This window comes from Parabacteroides acidifaciens (assembly GCF_003363715.1).
Lineage (GTDB): Bacteria > Bacteroidota > Bacteroidia > Bacteroidales > Tannerellaceae > Parabacteroides > Parabacteroides acidifaciens.
Genome location: NZ_QREV01000003.1, coordinates 46,265 through 67,140, shown reverse-complemented (window position 1 = coordinate 67,140; position 20,876 = coordinate 46,265). Strand labels below are relative to the sequence as shown.

At 48.5% G+C, this 20,876-nt stretch carries 20 protein-coding genes; 14 read left to right on the top strand and 6 right to left on the bottom strand.

What is annotated here, in order from left to right; genetic code table 11:
- The first annotated feature begins 26 nt into the window (after positions 1–26).
- The 5 genes from DWU89_RS02055 (at position 27) to DWU89_RS02030 (ending at position 4,470) form a co-directional block, all read left to right on the top strand.
- On the top strand, positions 27–800 hold the full coding sequence (locus DWU89_RS02055) for an NIPSNAP family protein (protein ID WP_115498019.1): 774 nt from the start codon (positions 27–29) through the stop codon (positions 798–800).
- Positions 801–851: 51 nt separating this feature from the next.
- Positions 852–2,087: a glucuronyl esterase domain-containing protein gene (locus DWU89_RS02050; RefSeq protein ID WP_115498018.1), complete on the top strand. Its 1,236-nt coding sequence runs from the start codon at positions 852–854 to the stop codon at positions 2,085–2,087.
- Between the two features lie 119 nt (positions 2,088–2,206).
- Positions 2,207–2,392 carry a hypothetical protein gene (locus DWU89_RS02045; protein ID WP_115498017.1) on the top strand — a complete coding sequence of 62 codons (186 nt, stop codon included), beginning with the start codon at positions 2,207–2,209 and terminating at the stop codon, positions 2,390–2,392.
- A gap of 462 nt (positions 2,393–2,854) precedes the next feature.
- Entirely contained in the window at positions 2,855–3,202 is a 348-nt protein-coding gene (gene rplS, locus DWU89_RS02035) for a 50S ribosomal protein L19 (RefSeq protein ID WP_115498015.1), read from the top strand.
- 218 nt (positions 3,203–3,420) lie between these two features.
- Entirely contained in the window at positions 3,421–4,470 is a 1,050-nt protein-coding gene (locus tag DWU89_RS02030) for a DUF2776 domain-containing protein (protein ID WP_115498014.1), read from the top strand.
- Between the two features lie 276 nt (positions 4,471–4,746).
- Here the strand turns inward: DWU89_RS02030 and DWU89_RS20575 are convergent, their stop codons facing one another.
- From DWU89_RS20575 to DWU89_RS02020, 4 genes are all read right to left on the bottom strand, one after another.
- Positions 4,747–4,923, bottom strand: a complete 177-nt coding sequence (locus DWU89_RS20575) for a hypothetical protein (protein ID WP_158543311.1) — start codon at positions 4,921–4,923, stop codon at positions 4,747–4,749.
- A 22-nt stretch (positions 4,924–4,945) separates the two neighbouring features.
- Positions 4,946–5,077 (bottom strand): hypothetical protein, encoded by a 132-nt coding sequence (locus DWU89_RS21175; protein WP_262405887.1) that lies wholly within the window; start codon positions 5,075–5,077, stop codon positions 4,946–4,948.
- A 104-nt stretch (positions 5,078–5,181) separates the two neighbouring features.
- Positions 5,182–6,390 (bottom strand): hypothetical protein, encoded by a 1,209-nt coding sequence (locus DWU89_RS02025; RefSeq protein WP_115498013.1) that lies wholly within the window; start codon positions 6,388–6,390, stop codon positions 5,182–5,184.
- Positions 6,377–7,693 (bottom strand): DUF4270 family protein, encoded by a 1,317-nt coding sequence (locus DWU89_RS02020; protein WP_115498012.1) that lies wholly within the window; start codon positions 7,691–7,693, stop codon positions 6,377–6,379. The genes DWU89_RS02025 and DWU89_RS02020 overlap by 14 nt, the downstream gene beginning before the upstream one ends.
- A 255-nt stretch (positions 7,694–7,948) precedes the next feature.
- Between DWU89_RS02020 and DWU89_RS02015 the strand changes: the two genes are divergently transcribed.
- Positions 7,949–8,959: a Kelch repeat-containing protein gene (locus DWU89_RS02015; RefSeq protein WP_115498011.1), complete on the top strand. Its 1,011-nt coding sequence runs from the start codon at positions 7,949–7,951 to the stop codon at positions 8,957–8,959.
- 114 nt (positions 8,960–9,073) lie between these two features.
- Here DWU89_RS02015 and eno read toward each other — a convergent pair whose 3' ends face one another.
- Positions 9,074–10,357, bottom strand: a complete 1,284-nt coding sequence (gene eno / locus DWU89_RS02010) for a phosphopyruvate hydratase (protein WP_115498010.1) — start codon at positions 10,355–10,357, stop codon at positions 9,074–9,076.
- A 153-nt stretch (positions 10,358–10,510) separates the two neighbouring features.
- On the opposite strand from eno, the gene DWU89_RS02005 reads away from it, so the two are divergent.
- The 8 genes from DWU89_RS02005 to DWU89_RS01970 all read left to right on the top strand — a co-directional run bounded on the left by DWU89_RS02005 (position 10,511) and on the right by DWU89_RS01970 (position 16,989).
- Complete coding sequence (locus DWU89_RS02005) at positions 10,511–10,900, top strand: hypothetical protein (RefSeq protein WP_158543309.1); 390 nt, start codon at positions 10,511–10,513, stop codon at positions 10,898–10,900.
- A gap of 206 nt (positions 10,901–11,106) precedes the next feature.
- Positions 11,107–11,916, top strand: coding sequence for a MotA/TolQ/ExbB proton channel family protein (locus DWU89_RS02000; RefSeq protein ID WP_115498008.1), 810 nt, complete (start codon positions 11,107–11,109; stop codon positions 11,914–11,916).
- 5 nt (positions 11,917–11,921) lie between these two features.
- Entirely contained in the window at positions 11,922–12,530 is a 609-nt protein-coding gene (locus DWU89_RS01995; protein ID WP_115498007.1) for an ExbD/TolR family protein, read from the top strand.
- 14 nt (positions 12,531–12,544) lie between these two features.
- The gene (locus tag DWU89_RS01990) at positions 12,545–13,210 is read left to right on the top strand and encodes an ExbD/TolR family protein (RefSeq protein ID WP_115498006.1); all 666 of its coding nucleotides are present in this window, start codon (positions 12,545–12,547) and stop codon (positions 13,208–13,210) included.
- Between the two features lie 5 nt (positions 13,211–13,215).
- Positions 13,216–14,034, top strand: a complete 819-nt coding sequence (locus tag DWU89_RS01985) for an energy transducer TonB (protein ID WP_115498104.1) — start codon at positions 13,216–13,218, stop codon at positions 14,032–14,034.
- A gap of 21 nt (positions 14,035–14,055) precedes the next feature.
- Entirely contained in the window at positions 14,056–14,991 is a 936-nt protein-coding gene (locus tag DWU89_RS01980) for a PstS family phosphate ABC transporter substrate-binding protein (protein ID WP_115498005.1), read from the top strand.
- Positions 14,992–15,017: 26 nt separating this feature from the next.
- Positions 15,018–16,604 carry a tetratricopeptide repeat protein gene (locus DWU89_RS01975; RefSeq protein ID WP_115498004.1) on the top strand — a complete coding sequence of 529 codons (1,587 nt, stop codon included), beginning with the start codon at positions 15,018–15,020 and terminating at the stop codon, positions 16,602–16,604.
- Positions 16,605–16,710: 106 nt separating this feature from the next.
- A complete protein-coding gene (locus DWU89_RS01970) occupies positions 16,711–16,989 on the top strand; it encodes a hypothetical protein (RefSeq protein ID WP_115498003.1) in 279 nt (92 codons plus the stop codon).
- A gap of 360 nt (positions 16,990–17,349) precedes the next feature.
- On the opposite strand, the gene DWU89_RS21195 is transcribed toward DWU89_RS01970, so the two are convergent.
- Positions 17,350–20,478 (bottom strand): DUF6383 domain-containing protein, encoded by a 3,129-nt coding sequence (locus tag DWU89_RS21195; RefSeq protein WP_115498002.1) that lies wholly within the window; start codon positions 20,476–20,478, stop codon positions 17,350–17,352.
- Positions 20,479–20,876 lie beyond the last annotated feature (398 nt).

Below are 20,876 nucleotides of genomic sequence, written 5' to 3'. Positions count from 1 at the left end.
TTTTTTAATTCAAATTCTATCAAACCATGCAGAGAAGACACTTTATGAAACTGACCGGCCTGTTGGCCACTCTCCCGGCAATCAACGGAATAGCCGCAACCACAGAAAAAACCGCTTCCTCAAAGAAGCAGATCTACGAATGGCGCATCTACACACTGGAAGGAGACGGAGACGGACTGGATGCCTTTTTCCGTGATACCCTGATCCCGGCCTATAACCGGAAGAATATCAAAGCCGGCGCTTTCGCCCCTTACAAGAAAGAGGAAAAGGAACGCCGCCTGCTGTTGTTCGTCTATCCCGATATCGACACCTATTACAAGGTAAAGAAGGATATATGGAAAGACACCACGTTCCGGAAAGCCGCCCAACCTTTCTTCGACCAGACGGCTCCCAAGCCAGCCTACTTCAACTTCGAAAGCTACCTTTGCGAAGCATTCGACAAAATCCCTGTGATGCGAATGCCGGACAAGAACCGGACGCTCCTGGAACTGCGCACTTACCACAGCCCGAACGAAGAGGCAAACCAGCGGAAAATCGCCATGTTCAACAACGACGAGATCGAGATATTCGACAAAGTAGGCGTCAACTCCGTCTGCTACGGCGAGATAATGGCCGGACCGATTATGCCGGCGATCATGTACCTCACCTGGTATAAGGACGAACCGACACGCGCAGAAGCCTGGAACAAGTTCGGCAAGCATCCCGACTGGCAACGGATCAAGGATATGCCCGAATATGCCTACACGGCAACCCGGAACACCAGCCTGTTCCTTTCGCCATTGCCCTATTCGCAAATATAAATAATATGCCAATGGGATAATGTGCCAATTTAAGAATTAATATATCATACCATGAAGCAAAGATTATCCATCCTGTTACTTTTAGCATTCAGCCTGCTCGGCCTGCACGCGCAGAATGCAGAAGAAGCCAACTACGACGAAAGCAAGATTCCGCCGTTCACCCTGCCAGCCCTGCTGGAAACAGCAAACGGCCAGAAAGTTACCACCTCGCAACAATGGGAGCAGACCAGGCGTCCCGAACTGCTTTCCATCTTTGCCGAACAGGTATATGGTAAAATGCCTGAGGGCAAAGTGGATGTCTCCTATAAAAAGCTGGACGACAACCACAGCGCCCTCGACGGCAGCGCCACCCGCAAACAGATCGAGATCACGTTCAGCCGCAACGGCGTCGAACGGAAAGCCCTGCTGCTGATGTACCTGCCGAACCATGTCAAGACCAAAGTGCCGGTCTTCCTGCACTTCAACTTCCAGGGGAACCAGACAATCTCGGCAGACCCGGAGATCATCCCTTCGCAATATTCCAAAGAAGCCCGGGGCAACCAAGCCTCCCGCTGGCCGTTGCAGAAGATTATCGATGCCGGTTACGGCCTTGCCACCGTCCATTATTTCGACTTCTTCCCCGACGATAAAGACAAGCATGCGGAAAGCATCCTCGCCCTCTTCGGCTACAAACCCGGCGATGATATCCCGGCAGACGGCGGACAGGCCATTGCCGCTTGGGCCTGGGGAAACAGCCGTGTGATGGACTATCTGGAAACAGACTGGCAGGTGGACGCTTCCAAAGTGATCCTTATGGGCCATTCCCGCTTAGGGAAAGCCTCACTCTGGGCCGGTGCTTTAGATACGCGCTTCGCCATCGTCGTCGCCAACGAATCCGGTTGCGGCGGTGCAGCCCTGTCCAGACGGCAGGTAGGCGAGACGGTCAACCGCATCAACAATGTATTCCCGCACTGGTTCTGCAAGAACTTCCGCCGGTACAACAAGAAAGAGAACGACCTGCCAATCGACCAGCACGAACTGCTCGCCCTCATCGCTCCCCGCCCGCTTTATGTGGCAAGTGCCGAAGGCGACCGCTGGTCCGATCCGAAAGGGGAATTCCTTTCCGCCTCATACGCAGGAGATGTTTACAAACTCTACGGCATGAAAGGTCTGGAGACAACCACCCTTCCGCCCGTCAACACTTCGATCGGAGACCGCGTCGCCTATCACATCCGTACCGGTGTACACGACGTGACGGATTTCGACTGGGAGAACTACATCCGGTTTGCGGATAAGTGGTTGAAATGAATAATAATTCCGAACGGAAATCCAATTGTATCCGAACATAATTGGATTTCTATTTGGATTCGTTTGCCTATGCCGATTATAATCCGTACTTTTGGAGACATCTTAAAAGACAACACATAATGACTGAACATAAAACATATCCAGAACCGGAAGAAAGCCACTTCAAAGTTGAAGAACCTATCGTTTCCTACAATCGTAGAGGAATGCAATCCCAAGTCGATTATGATATAGATTTGGAGCGCGCCATCACTGCGGATGAATTAATCAACCGCCTTCGTCCCCGTATCAAAGCCCTATTTGATTAATGGTTGTATTATTCTTACCAGAAGTAGAGAACTACTTGGTTGAATTAATCGAAATACTTTATCAGAAACAGTATTTTGGTTTTTACGAATCTGCTATGGATTACGTGGAAGACTTGATTCAAGACATTAAAGACAGCCTTCCCTTTCAATTAAAGAAGAAAGCTCCGGCTCATTTTGATCGTTATGGGAAGGAGTTGTATTACGTCAGCTACAGGAAAAATCATAACACACAATGGTATGTATTCTTTTCGATTCACAATGAGACTTATTTAGTCCGTTACATAGCCAACAACCATACGTGCTCTCAATACTTGTAGTTTATCTAAAATAAACAATCCGGATTCTTTGCGTATCAAATAATTATTTCGTTACTTTGCATCCGCTTTGCGTAATCTCTGTCGGGACAAGGTTGCCCGTTACATTGCGTTTCATTAATAAATACAATTAAAAAGCTATAAAACAATGGATTTAATTAAGGTTGTAAACGAAGCGTTTGCTACAAAGAAGGAATATCCTTCATTCAAGAGTGGTGACACTATTACAGTAGCTTACCGTATCAAAGAAGGTAACAAGGAACGTATCCAGCAGTACAGAGGTGTTGTAATCCGCATCTCAGGTCACGGCGACAAGAAACGCTTCACTGTTCGTAAGATGTCTGAAAACGTAGGTGTAGAACGTATTTTCCCGATCGAATCTCCGTTTATCGAAAGCATCACTGTAAACAAATTTGGTAAAGTACGTCGCGCCAAGCTGTATTATCTGCGTGCTCTTACCGGTAAAAAAGCAAGAATCAAAGAAAGAAGAGTGTAATCTCTCTGGTTCGATTGCCATACGAAAAAGCCGTCCGATTCATTTCGGGCGGCTTTTTTGTTGTGCCTGTCCGTTCCGGATGCGATGCCTGTCGCTTTGCGGACGGACAGGCATCGGATTCATAAACCGTCCACCCCTAAAAGTATTTATAAAATGTAAAGAGCAGGAACAAAGCTGCGGCAGGCGTTGTTTGTCTGGAAACTCAAAAAGATGATTCTATGAATTACGGTATTAGCGTTCTGTTCAGGGCTATTCCCCTGCTTATGGGCCTGTTTTGTTTCGGTTACGGGCTGTTCATCACGTCGTATGGGACAGACCCAAACCGCTTTTTAGCCGGTCCGGTCGTGTTCTCGTTAGGGATGATTTGTATTGCTCTTTTCTCGACAGCCGCCACTATCATACGGCAGATTATCGGGACTTTCGGGACAGTGAGTAAATATGTGCTTCCCGGAGTGGGCTATCTGTCGGCAGCCCTGACGATTATCGGAGGAATCCGGTTGCTGCATGTTTCGACGGACACAGCTTCGTTTGTGGCAGGGCATGTCATCTGCGGCGTCGGACTTATCACCGCCTGTGTGGCAACAACCGCGACCTCATCCACCCGCTTTACAATGATAACCGTTAACGCCCGGAGGAACGACCACGAGCCACCACCCAAAGCCTTCACACGCACACAGGGGCTGACGCTGATCTCCATTGCCCTCATCATCTCGGTCGTCGCCTGGGTATGGGCATTCGTGCTGCTTGCCAAGAGCGGACTGCATCCGAAGTATTTCGTGGCGGGACACGTCATGATCGGGCTCGCCTCGATTTGTACCTGCCTGATTACGCTGGTCGCCACCATCGCCCGGCAGATACGGAACATCTTCTCCGCCTCCGAACGAAAGATATGGCCGGTGCTGGTCCTAATCATGGGAAGCCTGTGTGTCATCTGGGGATTGATCCTGATATTGGGTACGGCCGACAGGGGACTCGCTTCGACCGGCTACATCATGATTGGATTGGGACTGGTCTGCTACAGCATTTCCAGCAAGGTGATCCTGTTGTCGAAGATATGGCGGCATGAGTTCAAGCTGTCCAACCGTATCCCGCTGATTCCTATCTTTACGGCGTTGGGGTGCCTCTTCCTGGCAGCATTCCTGTTCGAAATGGGGACGGTTCACGGATACTATTTCGTGCCGGCACGTGTGTTGGCGGGATTGGGAGGTATCTGTTTCACGCTCTTCTCCATTGTCAGTATTCTGGAGAGCGGGACTTCTTCCAAATAAGGCTACCGGCTGTTAAGCGTTTGATCGTTATCCTTTAGCCTTTTCTTCGGTATATGTTAGGCCGTTGGTTACTATTCGTAAGTCGTCCGCTTGGTGGCGAACGATCGTCCGCCGCCCAGTGAACGATCGTCCGGCGGCAAGCGAACGATCGTTCGACGCCAAGCGGACGACTTATTGATTACGATGAAAGGGATAATATAATAGGGGGAATGACTTAATGGATAGGGATAAGTTTAATAGATTAAGCGAATAGAAGATATAATCGGTTAGAAGATACTAACGAACATCTCTCAACTCTTTTAAGAATTCCCGTGCCGGTGTTTTCCTTCCTGCTTTCAAATCTTTCAACCCAACATCAATTCCAGCAAGGATTTCTTCCTTACTGATATATCCGGCTCCCTCTTCGGTGGACGCGGTTGTCTTTGTCTTTATTTTGCGGTTAAGCTTTGCCATATAGTTTTTTAGCGGTTGAACATTACCATGTTTCCATCTCCTTGTCTAACTCTTCGGATGTTATACACAATCCAGTCTCATCATCTTTTTCTGCTTGTGCCATCAAATCGTCCAATAAATCCGCAGGCATGGAGTAAGTGTCTAATTCTATCATAGTCATATTTATACTCCTTTCTTTTGAGTTACAGAAGCAAAGATATGAAATAAATCTTTTCCCGCAACACATCAAAGGCTTATAACATCCGGCAACACATTCCTCTACAACTTAACCTTATAGAACAACTCGCTCAGCGTATAAGTAACCGTGAAACCGGTTATCCCCCGCTTCAGCGCATTGCCGCTGAGGTCGACACGGTCGTAGAAGAAGGCGGTATGGAGGCGGCCGTTCATCAGCGGGAAGCCGAGGCCGGCACTGACACGCCAGGAGATGCCGGACTGTCCTCTGACATGCATATAATAAGGGGACGACAGTCCGAGGCCGATCTTATAATCCATCCTTTGCCAGATGCTCGATGAGCTGTAGCCATCCGGATAATAACAGGCGCCGGCACGCAGTTCGTGCGAATCGTGGAACGTGACACGCGTGTCCACCGAAGTCAGCGAACTGTACTGCCGGTACATATAGTCGAACGCATACGTCATCTTTTTATACTCCACGGAAACGCCTGCCCCGATATACTGCGGCAAGGTCTGGCTGACCTTCTTCATATTGGAAGAGGTGGAGGTGGAATTATCCGTCATCGTCTTTGTCTTCTCCAGGCGCATCGTTTGGGGCAGGCCGTAGACAGCACCGAGCGTCAGGTTCAGTTCGCGGCCGAGACGGCGGGAGTACTGCACGCCGAAATCGGCCGTGAAAGACTGCCCGAAGAGTTTCTGGGAGATCGCCATCGTGCTCTGCGTCTCCGCCTGTGTCATATTCCCGAAGATATAGCCCAGATTGACACCGACCGACAGCGAGGGCAACACCAGAAAAGCATTCGAGAGATACACCTTCGACAGGCCGCCGTCACCGGAGAACACACTCGTATAGTAAGAGCCGGGAGAACCTTCCAGCTCCTGCGTGCTCTGGAAATAATAGCCGACCGAACTGTAAGGCGTCAGTCCCGCCGCCATATACCAGCGGGGAATGATACGCCCGGCCATCGCAAAGCGGGAGAAGTTGCCCGTAAAAGCCTGGTTATCGTCCCCCTTCGAGCGGTACGCCTCCCACTTGGCAAAAGCAGAGACTTCCGCCAGCAAGCGGCACGTATCGATGGCAGTCAGGGCGGCAGGATTATCCATGTTGAGAAGCATCTTCCCCCGCATACCGGTCGAAACGCCTCCCATAGCCGTATTGGAGCCATATAGCCCGGTCGTAATCTCCCCGATCCCGAACATCGAATAGGGCGAGGAAGTCATCACATTCTGGGCTGCGGCGGAGAGGGGAAGCAGCAGGCCGAGCAGCCATCCGTATTTAATAACTCTCATATATTTTATAAGTTAGTTGTAAGACAATGGGAGAACGTCCCGCCTGGTCGCTGAAGGTCAGGTTGCGGAACGTCTGGGTATAATCGTCCTCGCCGAAGACCAGTTGCAGGCTGTGCTTATACTTCCCGAAAGCGCCTAACTCCTCTTGCATGAAAGTACTGACGTCAAAGTAGTAATATGTATTCTCCGAGAAACTCTCGTCCTTGACCAGCGTCCCGCTCTGTACTTCGGTGCCTAAATAGTCGGTGACGGCATCCGTCACCACGTTGTTCTCGTCTACGATATACAGGAAAAGGCTGTCGGGAAGAGGGTTGAACTCAGACCAGGAACCCGGCTCGGGATAGATCTTTAGATAGGCCGATTCGATCGAGATACGTTCGCCCTGTTGCAGGATCTCGTTCAGGTGGGGAAAGCCAAGCCGGCTGTACCAGCCGATTCCCCCGAAGAGCACGCCCCGGTTATCCAGTTCGGAGGAAGCGACTTCGAGGTTCTTAAGCGGCAGGCTTTCCATAGCCGTCCCTGTCCGGTCGTGGTCGACATGGTAGAACTGCGTCTCGGTGTTCGGATAGATCACACACTCCGCTTCCTGCGCGATTGCATCTTCTATACGATAGCGCAGGATCAGGGCGGAAGCCGTGTCGCCCACACTGAAGGAAACGATATTCCGGCATACGTCGAGGTCGGGAACAACGACCAGCCCTTTGAAGTAATCCTCGAAACGGTCACCCGACAGGCCGTCGTCGCGGCTGTGCAACCTTGTGAGCATATCTTCTCCCAAGTCGTCCGGCAGACGGATTTCCAACCGTTCGCTGTCACCCGGCTTCGGCTTGAAGGTGCAGGTAGCGATCGGCTCCGGATCATAGGCGAAAGAGCTGTTGTTATAAAGATAGTCGTTATCGTTCAGGATGACCTTCTCCAAGAGGCGGTGTACGGTAAGCCGCATCGGTTGCGCCGTGTCGCCGATCGAATAGCCGCCGTATGAGAGGGCCAGCACAAGGGAATCCAACCGTACAACCTCGTCCGCCTCCGTCGTATAGGAAGGAGACGAATAAGGCAGATAGGCACTGGCGGAGACTGTTCCCCAGAGCGAATGGGTGTACTGTCCCACCAGTGCAAGCCCCTGTCCGGTCGTCTCTAACGAATCGATTATGGTGGAACTCACCGTGACGGTACAACTGTCCACCAGCACATTCCGGAAAACACTGTCCACCAAGTTGTCCCCGTAACTATTATTCTCGTCATAACAGGAAAAGAGAGCGCTGCACAGTAGAAGCAGCCCAAAAGGAATCAGATTCTTATTCATACATATACGATATATTTCGGCTTGCAAAGAACTTCAATCCGGTTTTGTCCTGCAAGAATAACCTGCCAACGGCCGGTTTCTCTCAATAAAAGGCTGCTGTTCGCCTGCCAATGTCTTTCAGCGGGTGAAAAAGGCATTTACCTCCCTGATCCGTCCGTTCACCGGATAAGAACGTCTGTTCGTCGATTTCATTTGCGGGAAAAGGGAAAGCCTCGTTCTTTTGCAACCGTAAACAACAAAAGAACACGTTTAAGAATGACACACAAAAGATTATTTGCTCTCTTGATAGCTCTGCTTCCCGTCTTCGTCTCTTCTTGCAGCGACGACGATGACGACGATCTGATCGGTAACTGGGTACGCACCTCCGACTTCGACGGGCTTGCCCGCGGAGAAGCCTCCTGCTTCTCCATCGGCAATAAAGGATACCTGGTCTGCGGATATGACGGTAGCAAAAGCAATGCGCGACTGAGCGACCTGTGGGAATACGATATGACAACGGACGCCTGGACGCAGAAAGCCAGCTTCCCCGGCATCGCCCGCAGTAACGCAACCGCCTTCGCGATCGACGGCAAAGGCTATTTCGGTACCGGCTACGACGGCGAAAACAAGCTGAACGACTTCTGGGAATACGATCCGGCAACCAATACCTGGACACAAAAGGCCGACTTTCCCGGCGTAGGACGATACAGCGCCGTCTCCTTCGGAGTCTCCGGGAAAGGATACATCGGTGCCGGATACGACGGCAACTACCTGAAAGACTTCTACTCCTTCGACCCTGCCAACAACACCTGGACACAGATTATCAGTATCGGGGGAAGCAAGCGCATGGGCGCTTCCAGCTTCGTGATCGACAATATCGCCTATGTATGCGGCGGCGTCAACAACGGCGAATATATCAGCGACTTCTGGAAGTTCGACCCGTCGACAGGACAATGGACACAACTTCGCGACATAGCCAACACTTCGGATGAAGACTATGACGACGATTATAGTATTGTACGCATGAACGCCAGCACCTTCGTTATCGACGGCGCAGCCTATCTGACCTGCGGGGAAAGCGGAAACGTCCGAAACGACACATGGAAGTATAATCCTTCTACCGACCTGTGGGAAGAGGTACATGCCTTCAAAGGGTCGGCGCGTACAGTAGCAGTCTCTTTCTCCAACGGGACAAGAGGCTTTATAGCAACGGGCAAAAGCGGTACTTACCGGTTCGATGACATCTGGGAACTGCATCCATACGATTATGACCCGGATGACGAATGATGATGAAACGAATAAACATTCACTCTCTGATTAGGTAAAATTTTTTGACACATGAAAAAAGGCCCACCAGTGATTGGCAGGCCTTTTTGTTATTATAGACCTTCTTTCCGTCGGTTACTTCTTGTAAGTCTTATAGCCATAAACAGCCAGGTCACCCAACTCTTCTTCGATACGGAGCAGCTGGTTGTATTTCGCCATACGGTCGGAGCGGCTCAGAGAACCGGTCTTGATCTGTCCACTGTTGGTAGCCACGGCGATATCGGCAATCGTTGCATCTTCCGTCTCACCGGAACGGTGGGAAGTGACGGAGGTGTAGCCGTTGCGGTGTGCCATCTCGATAGCATCCAGTGTCTCAGTCAGCGTACCGATCTGGTTGACCTTAATCAGGATAGAGTTGGCACAGCCTTCTTCAATACCTTTCTTCAGGAACTCAACGTTTGTAACAAACAAGTCGTCGCCCACCAACTGGCATTTGCTGCCCAACGCTTCCGTCAGCATCTTCCAGCCTGCCCAGTCGTTTTCGTCCATACCGTCCTCGATCGAGTCGATCGGATACTTGGCAACCAGTTCGGAGAGGTAAGCCACCTGCTGTTGAGCCGTACGTTTAGCGCCCTTGTCGCCTTCGAACTTCGTATAGTCATATACGCCGTCGTGATAGAATTCGGAAGAGGCGCAGTCCATCGCGATCGTCACATCCTTGCCCGGTTCGTATCCGGCGGCTTTGATAGCGGCCATAATGGAGTTCAGGGCATCTTCCGTGCCGTCCAATGCAGGAGCAAATCCTCCTTCATCCCCTACGGCAGTGCTCAGGCCGCGGTCGTGCAACACCTTCTTCAAAGCATGGAACACTTCGGCTCCCATACGCAAACCTTCGCGGAAGCAGCAAGCTCCCACCGGACGGATCATAAATTCCTGGAATGCGATCGGCGCGTCGGAGTGTGAACCGCCATTGATAATATTCATCATCGGGACAGGCAGCACGTATGCATTCGTTCCGCCGATATAGCGGTAAAGGGGCTGGTCCAGATAGTTGGCTGCCGCTTTGGCTACTGCCAGTGAAACGCCCAGCATGGCGTTGGCGCCCAGATTAGACTTAGTCTTCGTACCGTCCAGGGCGATCAGTTTATGGTCGATCTCGCGCTGGTTCAGGGCACACATACCTAAGATAGCGGGAGCAATTATGTTGTTTACATTATCGACAGCTTTCAGAACGCCTTTGCCACCATAACGTTTCTTGTCGCCATCGCGAAGCTCGATCGCTTCGTTTTCACCGGTAGAAGCTCCGGAGGGAACAGCCGCACGGCCAAAAGCGCCGGAAGCCAAATGTACATCTACTTCAACAGTCGGGTTACCACGTGAATCAAGGATTTCTCGTCCTATTACTTTTACAATTTCCATACTTTTACTTTTTGAGTTTTATCTTTTGTACAAATATAACAGGAGAATACGAAGGTTTGTTGGAAAAAAGAGATCGAATTTATCTATACACCGTTCAACTTTTTGCCACTTGCATTGTTATGTTTATACGATAGGGTTTCTAAATGTACCATGATGAAAAGATTGTTATCCATATTATCCATTCTTCTCCTGTTCACCGTAGGACAAGGAATCATGGCTACGACAGAAGACTCCGCCGACAGGCAAACCATCGTGACGGAAAAAGACAATGCCCATTCCCTCCAGGAGAAAGTCAAACATTTCGAATTATGCAAAAGTCCGAATGCCGCCCTATGCCTCACCAACCGTGTACAACAAACGACCGAATACAGCGAACGTCTTTTAAAAACGACTACCCGCCTGCTTGAGCTATCGTTGCAAAAAGAACAAGACGCCCTCAATAAGATATCCGAAATAACATCAATCAATCACACCTTAAAATGCTCTTCCCTTCGTATACGGGCAGGCCACTGGGTCTACGTCTTACGAAAAATTATTATTTGATAGTACATACTGTCGGTTTTTAGTAGCTGAGAGTAATCGTCTCCCCTCTTGGAGAGGGGATCAAAGAGTGTGTATTTTCACATGCGCAGACAATACCGCACTCTCCGCCTTTCTCAAGAGGGGAATGGTTGGATACAGCCGCTAAACAGCCATACATGCATCAGCTTTATCACAAAATCACATTTACTGTCAAATAATACAAGAGTATGGAAACGAAGAAATCAAATAACAAGAAGTCATATAACGGCATTTCCGCAGCCATCGTCATCTTAGCGTGCTTCATCATAGCCGTTTGTTTTTACAAGTTCGTGCTGGGCAACCCGGCCAACTTCATGGATAACAATCCTGCCAACCATCCGCTGCCCGGAAACTATTTCGGAACTGTCTACAAAGGCGGATACATTGTCCCGCTCGTGATCACACTGTTGCTCACCGTGATCACCCTGAGTATCGAACGCATGATCGCCATCAGCCGCTCAAAAGGGAAAAAGAATCTGGTCAACTTCGTACAGGCAATCAAGAAATACCTCGAAGCCGGCAACCTCGAAGCCGCCCATAAACTGTGCAGCGAACAGAAAGGCTCTGTCGCCAATGTCGTCAACGCCGCCCTGTCGCGCTATAGCGATGTGGAGAGCACGACAGAGCAGACCAAGGAGCAAAAAATAGCCATTATCCAGAAAGAGATAGAAGAGAGCACCGCCCTCGAACTGCCTTCAATGGAACAGAACCTCCCGGTCATCGCCACGATCTCTACGTTAGGAACCCTGTTCGGACTGCTGGGCACCGTATTGGGCATGATCCGTTCGTTCGCCGCCCTGGCCAATGCCGGATCACCCGACTCCGTAGCCCTGTCGACAGGTATTTCCGAAGCCCTGGTCAACACCGCATTAGGTATTGCCACCGGTGCACTGGCCATCATCTCATACAACTACTTCACCAGTAAAATAGATAATATCACCTATGCCATTGATGAAATCGGTTTCTCCATCGTACAGACGTTTGCCGCTAAACACTGAGCCGTATGCCTAAGCTGATAGTAAAACGCAAAAGCACATTCATCGACATGACGGCGATGAGTGATGTCACCGTGCTGCTGCTTACTTTCTTCATGCTGACGTCTACCTTTATCCAGAAAGAACCGGTGGTCGTTTCCACCCCTTCGTCCGTCTCCGAGATCAAGATACCGGAAACGAACATCCTTTCCATCCTGGTAGACCCCGACGGGAAAGTATTCATGAGCCTGGACAAGCAGGAAGACAAGGCAAACGTCCTGAAATTATTGGGAAAAGATTTCGGCATCCGTTTCACAGACAAAGAAATCTACAACTTCAGCCTGCAACCTTCCTTCGGCGTCCCTATCCAGAACATGCAGGAGTATCTCAACATGCCGTCCGACGAACAAGACCGGCTGATGAAAGACTACGGTATCCCTACCGATAGCATCAACAACCAGTTCAAATTCTGGGTACAGCATGCGCGCGAAGTGAACCGCGACCTGGTCATCGCCATCAAGGCCGACCAGGACACTCCTTACCCGAAGATTAAGAACATTATGAACACATTGCAGGACCTTCGAGAGAACCGGTATAATTTGATTACCACACTCAAGAACATGCCCGACAATGTCTAACAACGACACAAGTCATGGCAGAAGTAAATACAGATAAAAACAAAGACGACGGCAAGAAAGGCAAACAGAAGAAGATGACCGTCCGCGTAGATTTTACGCCTATGGTGGACATGAACATGTTGCTGATCACCTTCTTCATGCTCTGCACCTCGCTCAGCAAGCCGCAGACAATGGAGATCAGCATGCCGTCGAAAGACCAGGTGACAGAAGCCGAACAAACGAAAGTGAAAGCCTCCAAGGCCATCACCCTGTTACTTGGCGAAGACAACAAGATATACTACTATTTCGGTGAACCGGACTACGAGCACGTCGAATCCCTGAAACAAACCGACTACTCGCCCACCGGACTGCGCGACATCCTGCTGGCACGCAACTTCGATGTCGTCCAAAAGATGAAAGAACTCAAGCTGAAGAAACTGGACAAAGAGATTTCCGAAGACGAGTTCAAGAAACAGGCCTCCGAGATAAAAGGTTCCAAAGACGCCCCCGTCGTCCTGATCAAGGCGACCGACGACGCTTCCTACCGGAACCTGGTAGACGCTCTGGACGAAATGCAGATATGCAATATCGGCAAATACGCAATCGTGGACATCACGGATGGAGATAAATTTCTGGTCGACAACCTGAAGAGCGGCGGAGAGCTGACGAAGCAGATTGCCCGGTCCAACCCTAAAAAATGACGGTCATGCTAAAGAATATAAATCTGAATTCACCGGAATGGTGCGAGCTGGTCTTCACCGGGAAGAACAAGGAATACGGAGCTTACGAATTGCGTAAAGATTCTTCCTCCCGGCATATCCGCGCCCTGCTGATCGTCGCAGCCGGAGCCATTCTGATCATGGTGTTGCCGGCCATCATCAAGTCGGTCATACCGCAACATGCGAAGGAGCAGGTGTTGGAAGTAACCACCCTCTCCGACCTGAAAATGGAAACGAAAGTACCGGAAGAGAACGTTATCCGCAACCTCGAAGCGCCCCCTCCTCCCAAACTGAAGAGCACCATCAAGTTCACCCCTCCCGTCATCAAAGCGGACAAGGAAGTGAACGATAACGAAGAGATCAAGACACAGGAAGAACTGACCACCTCGAAGATGGCTATTTCGGTAGCCGACGTACAGGGGACAGACAGCGAAGATGCGATCGACATCGCCGACCTGAAAGACAACAAAGAGGTCATCCAGGAGGAAGCAAAACCCTACACCGCCGTCGAGCAGATGCCTGAATATCCCGGCGGCACGACCGAGCTGCTGAAATACATCTCCGGACATCTGAAATATCCGATCTTGGCGGCCGAACAGGGAATACAGGGAAGCGTAACGATCCGCTTCGTAGTCAGTCCGACCGGCGAAGTGACGGATGTGGAAATACTCCGTAAACTGGACCCTTCATGCGACAAAGAGGCAATACGTGTGATCAAGTCGCTCCCCAAATGGATGCCAGGCAAGCAGAACGGTAGGGCTGTCCCTGTCTATTTCACGGTTCCGGTTCGCTTCAAGTTACAATAATTATGGAGGTAAAGTGTTAAGATGAAACAGAATATTATCATATCGCTCTTAATAGCCTCGTCTCTGGTTGCATGCAACTCCAGGAAAGAGACGGAACCCGACGACACTCCGACAAGCGGCGTGATAGCCGTCGCGTCGGACGAATCTCTGGCACCGATCCTGCAAGAAGAGGTCGCCGTATTCGAAAGCATCTACAAAGAAGCGGGAATCGTTCCCCTATCCTCCGGCGAGACGGAGACGATCAACCGGCTGTTGCACGACAGTACCTGGCTGGCCGTTACCACCCGGCAACTGACCGGAGAGGAAACAGACTTTATGAATCGGAAAAAGTTGTACCCGAAAGCCATCCGGATCGCGACCGATGCAATTGCACTGATCGTCAACAGGCAGAATGCCGATTCGTTGATCGGTATTCCCACCCTGAAAGATATCCTGACCGGTAAGATACACAACTGGAACGAGCTATCACCCGGAAATCCGGCGACCCGGATCGAAGTGGTGTTCGACAACCCCAATTCGAGCACCGTACGGTATGCGATCGACTCTATTTGCGGCGGTGAGAAACTAAGTGCACACCTGCAAGCGGCACAGAGCAACCGAGCCGTCCTCGACTACGTTTCCAAGACACCCGGAGCGCTCGGCGTCATCGGGGTTAACTGGATCAGTAATCCGTCCGATTCCACTTGCATGAGCTTTATCGACAATATTCGCGTGATGGCCGTCAGCCGTTACCAGGAGGCAACTCCGGCAAACAGCTTCAAGCCTTACCAGGCCTATATCGCATTAGGCGATTATCCGATGACACGGCCAGTCTACCTGATCCTTTCCGAACCCCGGACAGGATTGGCTTCTGGTTTCACCTCTTTTGTCTCGAGCGATCGCGGACAGCGGATCATCCTGAAATCCGGTCTGCTCCCGGTGACACAGCCGGTCCGGATCGTGAATATAACGAATTAGTTACCAACACTAAACAATTAATTATTATGAGACGCAACATCTATATCCTGATCATCAGTCTGCTGGCAACCATTGCCTATGCAGACAACAATCCCGGCATCGACTTCTACCAAGCCGGTGAACCGGATATTGCCAGAAAACTGTTTGAGAAACAGCTGGACAATTCCCCTGTGGAAAAAGCGATCGCCTGCTATTATTTAGGCGAGATCGCCTACAACGCCGGACAATTGCCGGAAGCGCAAAACTACTATAAACAGGGTTGGGAAGCCAACCCCGAATATGCCCTGAGTAAAGTAGGCGAAGGAAAGCTCCTGCTGAAGACAGACAAATCCGCCGCCGTAAAAGCCTTCGACGCTGCCATCAAAGTAAACAAAAAGGATGCGGACACCTACGTCGCCATCGCCTCTGCCTATGCAGCAAACGGTATGGCGACAGAAGCCGCCGCCTCTCTCGAGAACGCCCGCAAATACAATCCGAACGCCCCCTCCCTCTATTTGTACGAAGGCGACCGCCTGCTGTCCGAGAACAAACCGGGTGACGCCGCCGGCAAATACGAGCAGGCGATCCATTTCGATCCCGACTGCCGGATCGCCTATCTCAAATATGCCGAGGTCTACCAGAGCGTAACCCCTGCCCTTTCGGTGGAAATGTTGCAAAAGGTGCTGGCAAGCCATCCGGATTATTTGCTTGCCCAACGTACCTTAGGGAATATCTATTCGCAGGAGGGTGCCTATGCGAAAGCGATCGACGCCTACAGCCGCTACATGGCCGGAGGCTTCTATTCTGTCGACAACCTGGTCCATTACGCCTCCGCCCTCTTCTTCAACAAACAGTACGACGAAGCGGCCCGGGCGATAGCCGAAGGAAAGTCCATCGACCCGGACAATTTCCTGCTGAAACGTCTTAGCTTCTATAGCGCCTGCGAAACCGGCAACTACCGGGAGGGCCTGGACGAAGCGACTGCCTTCTTCAATATCCCGGACGGCAAATTCATCTGGCAGGATTACCTGTACTATGGCCGTCTGCTAAACAAGTCCGAACAGTATGAACAGTCGTTAGTCGCCTTACAAAAAGCGCAAGCGCTTTGCAATAGCGATACACATCCCGAGATCTATAAGGATATCGCCGATGCCAACCTGAACAAAGGAGACGACAAGGCCGCCATCCTGGCTTACACAAAATACATCGAACAGGCGGGTGAAGCGGCAGAGGCTTCCGACTTCTACCAATTGGGGAAATATTATTACGGCGCCGCCGTCAAGGACAGCACGCTTGCAACCGGCTACCTGACAAAAGCCGACAGCCTTTTCGCGATCGTCAAGGAACGGGTCCCGTCAAGCCACCTGGGGCTCTTGTGGCAGGCGCGCACCAACTCGCTGATGGACCCGGAAACAGTAAAGGGGCAAGCTAAACCGTACTACGAATCATGTATTCCCCTCCTCGAAAAGGACAAGGACAAATACCAGAAAGAGTTGTCCGAATGTTACCGCTACTTAGGTTACTTCTATTACCTCAAGCAAGACATGGACAGCTCCCGGACATACTGGAACAAAATCCTCGACATCGACCCCGGCAACAAGACTGCCCTCGAAGCGCTGAAGAACATTAAATAAGCCCCCAAATAAAAAGAGCTGACAAACTTTTTACAGCCAGGGCTACACAACTGTGAGAAAAAACAATTATCTTTGTCTAAATAACATTAGAATAGGAGAATAGAATATGGATACAAGTCTGAAACTGGAAGCTGATAAAGCGGAATTAGCTCGTGCCATACTTTCCATTGAAAACGATGATATTCTTGAAATGGTTAAACATCGCCTGTATGGTTTGTTGAATCTAAAAAAAAGACAAGCAACTATAGAGACAGACAAGGATATCGCATTGCATCGCCTGGCCGGTATTTGGAAAGATAATCCGGAAGTTGAGAAGATAAGTGAGGCTATTAAACAAGGTCGTCAGAATAATACAACACGGCATATAGTATCCTTTGACGAATGAAACCAAACAGAAAACTGGATTAAGCGTTAAACTACAAGAAGTTTTTTACAATGATACACAACGAAGCACCCGCAATCAAAAGATTGCGGGTGCTTGTTTTTTTGTCTGCCTTCGGTCTTCGCAGAGGGAGGGACAGATGAACTTTTTTACTGTAATTTCGATTACTTTAGTATTAATATCCACCGCTTGTTCGCCCTCACGGGGTAGTTGGACGTTTCTACGGGACAGAGACAACAAGGGCCTTCCGTCCGGGAAATGCCGCACGAGTGAATCTTAGAATTATTTGATTATAAAATGTCATTATGTAGGGGCGAGGTTCACTCGCCCGCCACATTCAGTATTGTTCTTTTATATCAATCGTTACTTAACGATAGCTTTTACAGCTGCTTCACCTTCAACAGCTACAACTACTACACCAGCAGGAGCTGCGATCGTTGCGTTGTCAGAAGAGATAACAGTGTTAGCTACTACCTGGCCCAAAATGTTGCTGATAACAACTTTCTTGCCGGCAGCACCAGCGATCTGTACATTACCGTTACCAGCGATAACTTTTACTTCTGATACTTCTACACCTTCGTTAGCTGTAGGAGCAGATTGAGATTCGATAAGGAAGCGAACGGCTTTCTTCTTGTCTGCATTCATATAGAAGTAGTTGTTATACTGGCTAACATACTGGCCACCCTGACGGATTACATATTCGTCGCCTCCTGTTTCATCCAGAATGATCTGATACTGGAACTTAGCCAAGTTGCCTTTGATCTTCTTCGGAGCATTGTCTTTTTCAGCAACCAATACCTGCTTGCCGTCAACCGTAGTGCTCAAAGTATCGGAAGAAACCAGTTCACCGGCTTTGAAGATCAGTTTAGCTGCGCCATCGGCCTGATTTTCCATATTGAAACGGTAGTTCTTGCGAGCTGCATAATATGTAGCAGAGTCTGTTGAGTTATACAAGAAGTTACCACCCTTGATGATATAGAATGAAGGGATGTTGCGATCTGAATGAACAGTGTCAACCCAGAATGTCAAGTCTTCACCAGCTTCGCTTGTGATAGCCAGGCGTGCATCCTTGTTTTCATCCATTGTCATGAAACCGCCACGAGCTACTTCGATAGAGATGTGCTGCGGAACAGCTTCCAGGCTGACAGCCGGAGTTTCTTCTACCATGAAAGTCTTCAGGCTTGTGCTGATCTTAGCAGCCAGGTCATAGTTTGCTTTAGCAGCCCAAGCAGCCTCTTCGTTTTCCTTCGGGTCTGCAGATTCGGCATAGTTTACACCATATGTTGAAAGAGCATTAGAAGCATCCTTAATCAAAGAGATAGAACCATCCATGTTTTCTTTGATGATGAATTTATCAGCAGCTGCAAGTGAATTCTTCTCTGCTAACTTATACGTAATACTACCATTAGTTGTATAAGTCAGATAGTAATTATCGATCTCTGCATCAAATGCTTTTACAGCATACGTATAGTAAGCAACTGTATCTTTTGCAGTAGAAGTCAGGATACGAGTATCTTTCAGATAGATGTATTTATTCAATACATTAACCGGTTTTTCACTCTTAACCAACTCGAACTGAGTCATATCGTCAGCATCAACATAAGCCAGGATCTCATCTTCCTGAAGTTTGCCGTCATCATCCTTTGTTCCACCTAAGTAGAAAGCAGTACCAGAAACGCTGTTCTTAGCCAATTCGAACTGAACCAAGCCCATAGCATCTGTTCTGTTTACGAATGTAGCGAATTTATCTTCTACAGTATACGGAGTCAGGACGATCTTTGTGTTAGCCAGATCAACAGCTTCGAACTTTACTTCTTCGTTCTTATCATCAGTGTCTACATATTCTACATATACATTAGTTGTAGCAGCAGGATATACAGTGTAAACGCCTTCTGCATTTTCATACAGAGAAACTGTCAAATCTGTTTTAGTCTGACGGTTTGTGAATGTGATCGTCTTGTTAGTCTTGTCGATAGCAGTAACAACAAACTGATACATCGGGTCAGCTTCGTTGTATTCTACCGTAGAAGCCAAATCGAAAGCACTTGCACCTTTAATAGCAGTCAGATACTGCAAGTATTCCGATTCATTTTCTTTCTTCTCACCGCTTACAAACTGGATTGTGTAGATAGAAGGAGCATCAGCTTTCTGCAACAATGTTGCCAGATCGTCACCATCCATAAGAGTAGAATTGGTTGTTGCGAAGTTCAAACCGCTTGTATTTGTTACCAAGTAGTTTACTAACTGGTCTGTAACCAAACCGATATAACCATTTTTAGCTTCATGCTTTTCTGTCGGATTTTTGTTGGCAGAAACAAACACATGCATATTGGCAACCTTAATGTTATAAGTTTCCGGAGCTGTCATTGGATCAGGCACTTCGATAGAGAAACAAGCATTACCAACGAAAACTTCATCGCCTGCAGAATAGTTATCTGAAGCAGGAAGTCCTGCGAAGAAGTTCATTTCAGAACCTTGTACAGTTTTCAATTCGTAGCCAATACCAGCAGCGCGGTCAGCCTTGTTGATATCATAATTGCCTTTCGGATCGATTGCCAGGAATGTACATTGATTAAACAATTCTGCATTAGCAATTTTAACGTTTGTTCCGTTCAATTCTTCCGGATAAGCAGTTGCCAAATAAACACCGGCAGGAATAGCCATGCTGTTGCCCAAGTCGATACCAGGAGCGTCAACATAGAAAGCCTTCAGATTAAGACCCGTCAAAGAATCGTTCTTCCAAGGATACTTGTTACCGGAAGTGAAATCCAGGTTGAAACCTTCACCACCCATTACGTCGTTCAAGGCTGCAACTTCGAGGTTATCCAATGTCTTTGTTTTAAGTTTGCAAAGGATAAGCTTGCTTGTTGCTTCACTACCCACAACAGAAGAAATTGTCCCATCTGTTATATTAAGAGCATTTGTTACAGCTTCCCCTACATAAAGGAACAAATTACCATTCTGCGCAAACTGAGTGGATTTGTCATTATCCTTAGTAGTAAAAAGAGCATACTGACTTTTAGTTGCATCATGTGTACTTTCGGCTGCCAAAGTTTTGATTGCACCGTTCTTAGCGGCAGTCAAAAACTTACCTGTACCTATGCTCTGCAATGAATACAGATATTCAGGTTCACCAAGAGCATTTACCTGAGCATCTTCATTAAAGTTCCAAGCAGTCTCATCCAAATCTAATGTTTGGTCGCCAGCTACTAATTTCACACCAGAATAAGTCAAAGTCTCACCTTCGTCTGTAGCTACAACTTTCAGCAAAATGTCATTCTCTGAAGCTTCACCATCGTTATCCACATCAGCAATAACAAAATAAGGACCTGTTGCCCATGCTTTGTCTTTAGCAGGATCATCGACAGCCTTTAATTCAATTCCATTAATTGTGATGGGTTTCGGATCTGCACCTTGTGCCCAAGCACTACTACACAACGCACTTGTAGCTAACAAGCCCGCTGTCAAAAGAGTAGAAATCTTTCTGTTCATAATCTAAATTTTAATATTAATAATACAGTTATTGAAATGTCAGTTCTATATATACGTACGCGCTATTATAAGGTACGTTTGTTAATTCTTGTATTTTGACTACGAATACGATCGTTTTTTTTAGTCATTTTTTTCGGCTATCTTTGGACTTCGTATTGAAAAGGCGTATTTTCGTACTAAAATTGCTATCTAATTGATAAGAAAGAATATAGAGGTAAGAAATTTTTTATTGAAAAGAGTTGTGGTTTAAAAAGGAATGCGTATTTTTGTGCAGTAAAAATGACGAATTAAAACGATCGTTTTTTTTAGTCATTTTTCAGCCACCCAACAATCTGAATCCCAGATATTTACTTCCAAAAACGACAGTCTTAAAAAGTCTTAACAGCGTTTCCGTCTAA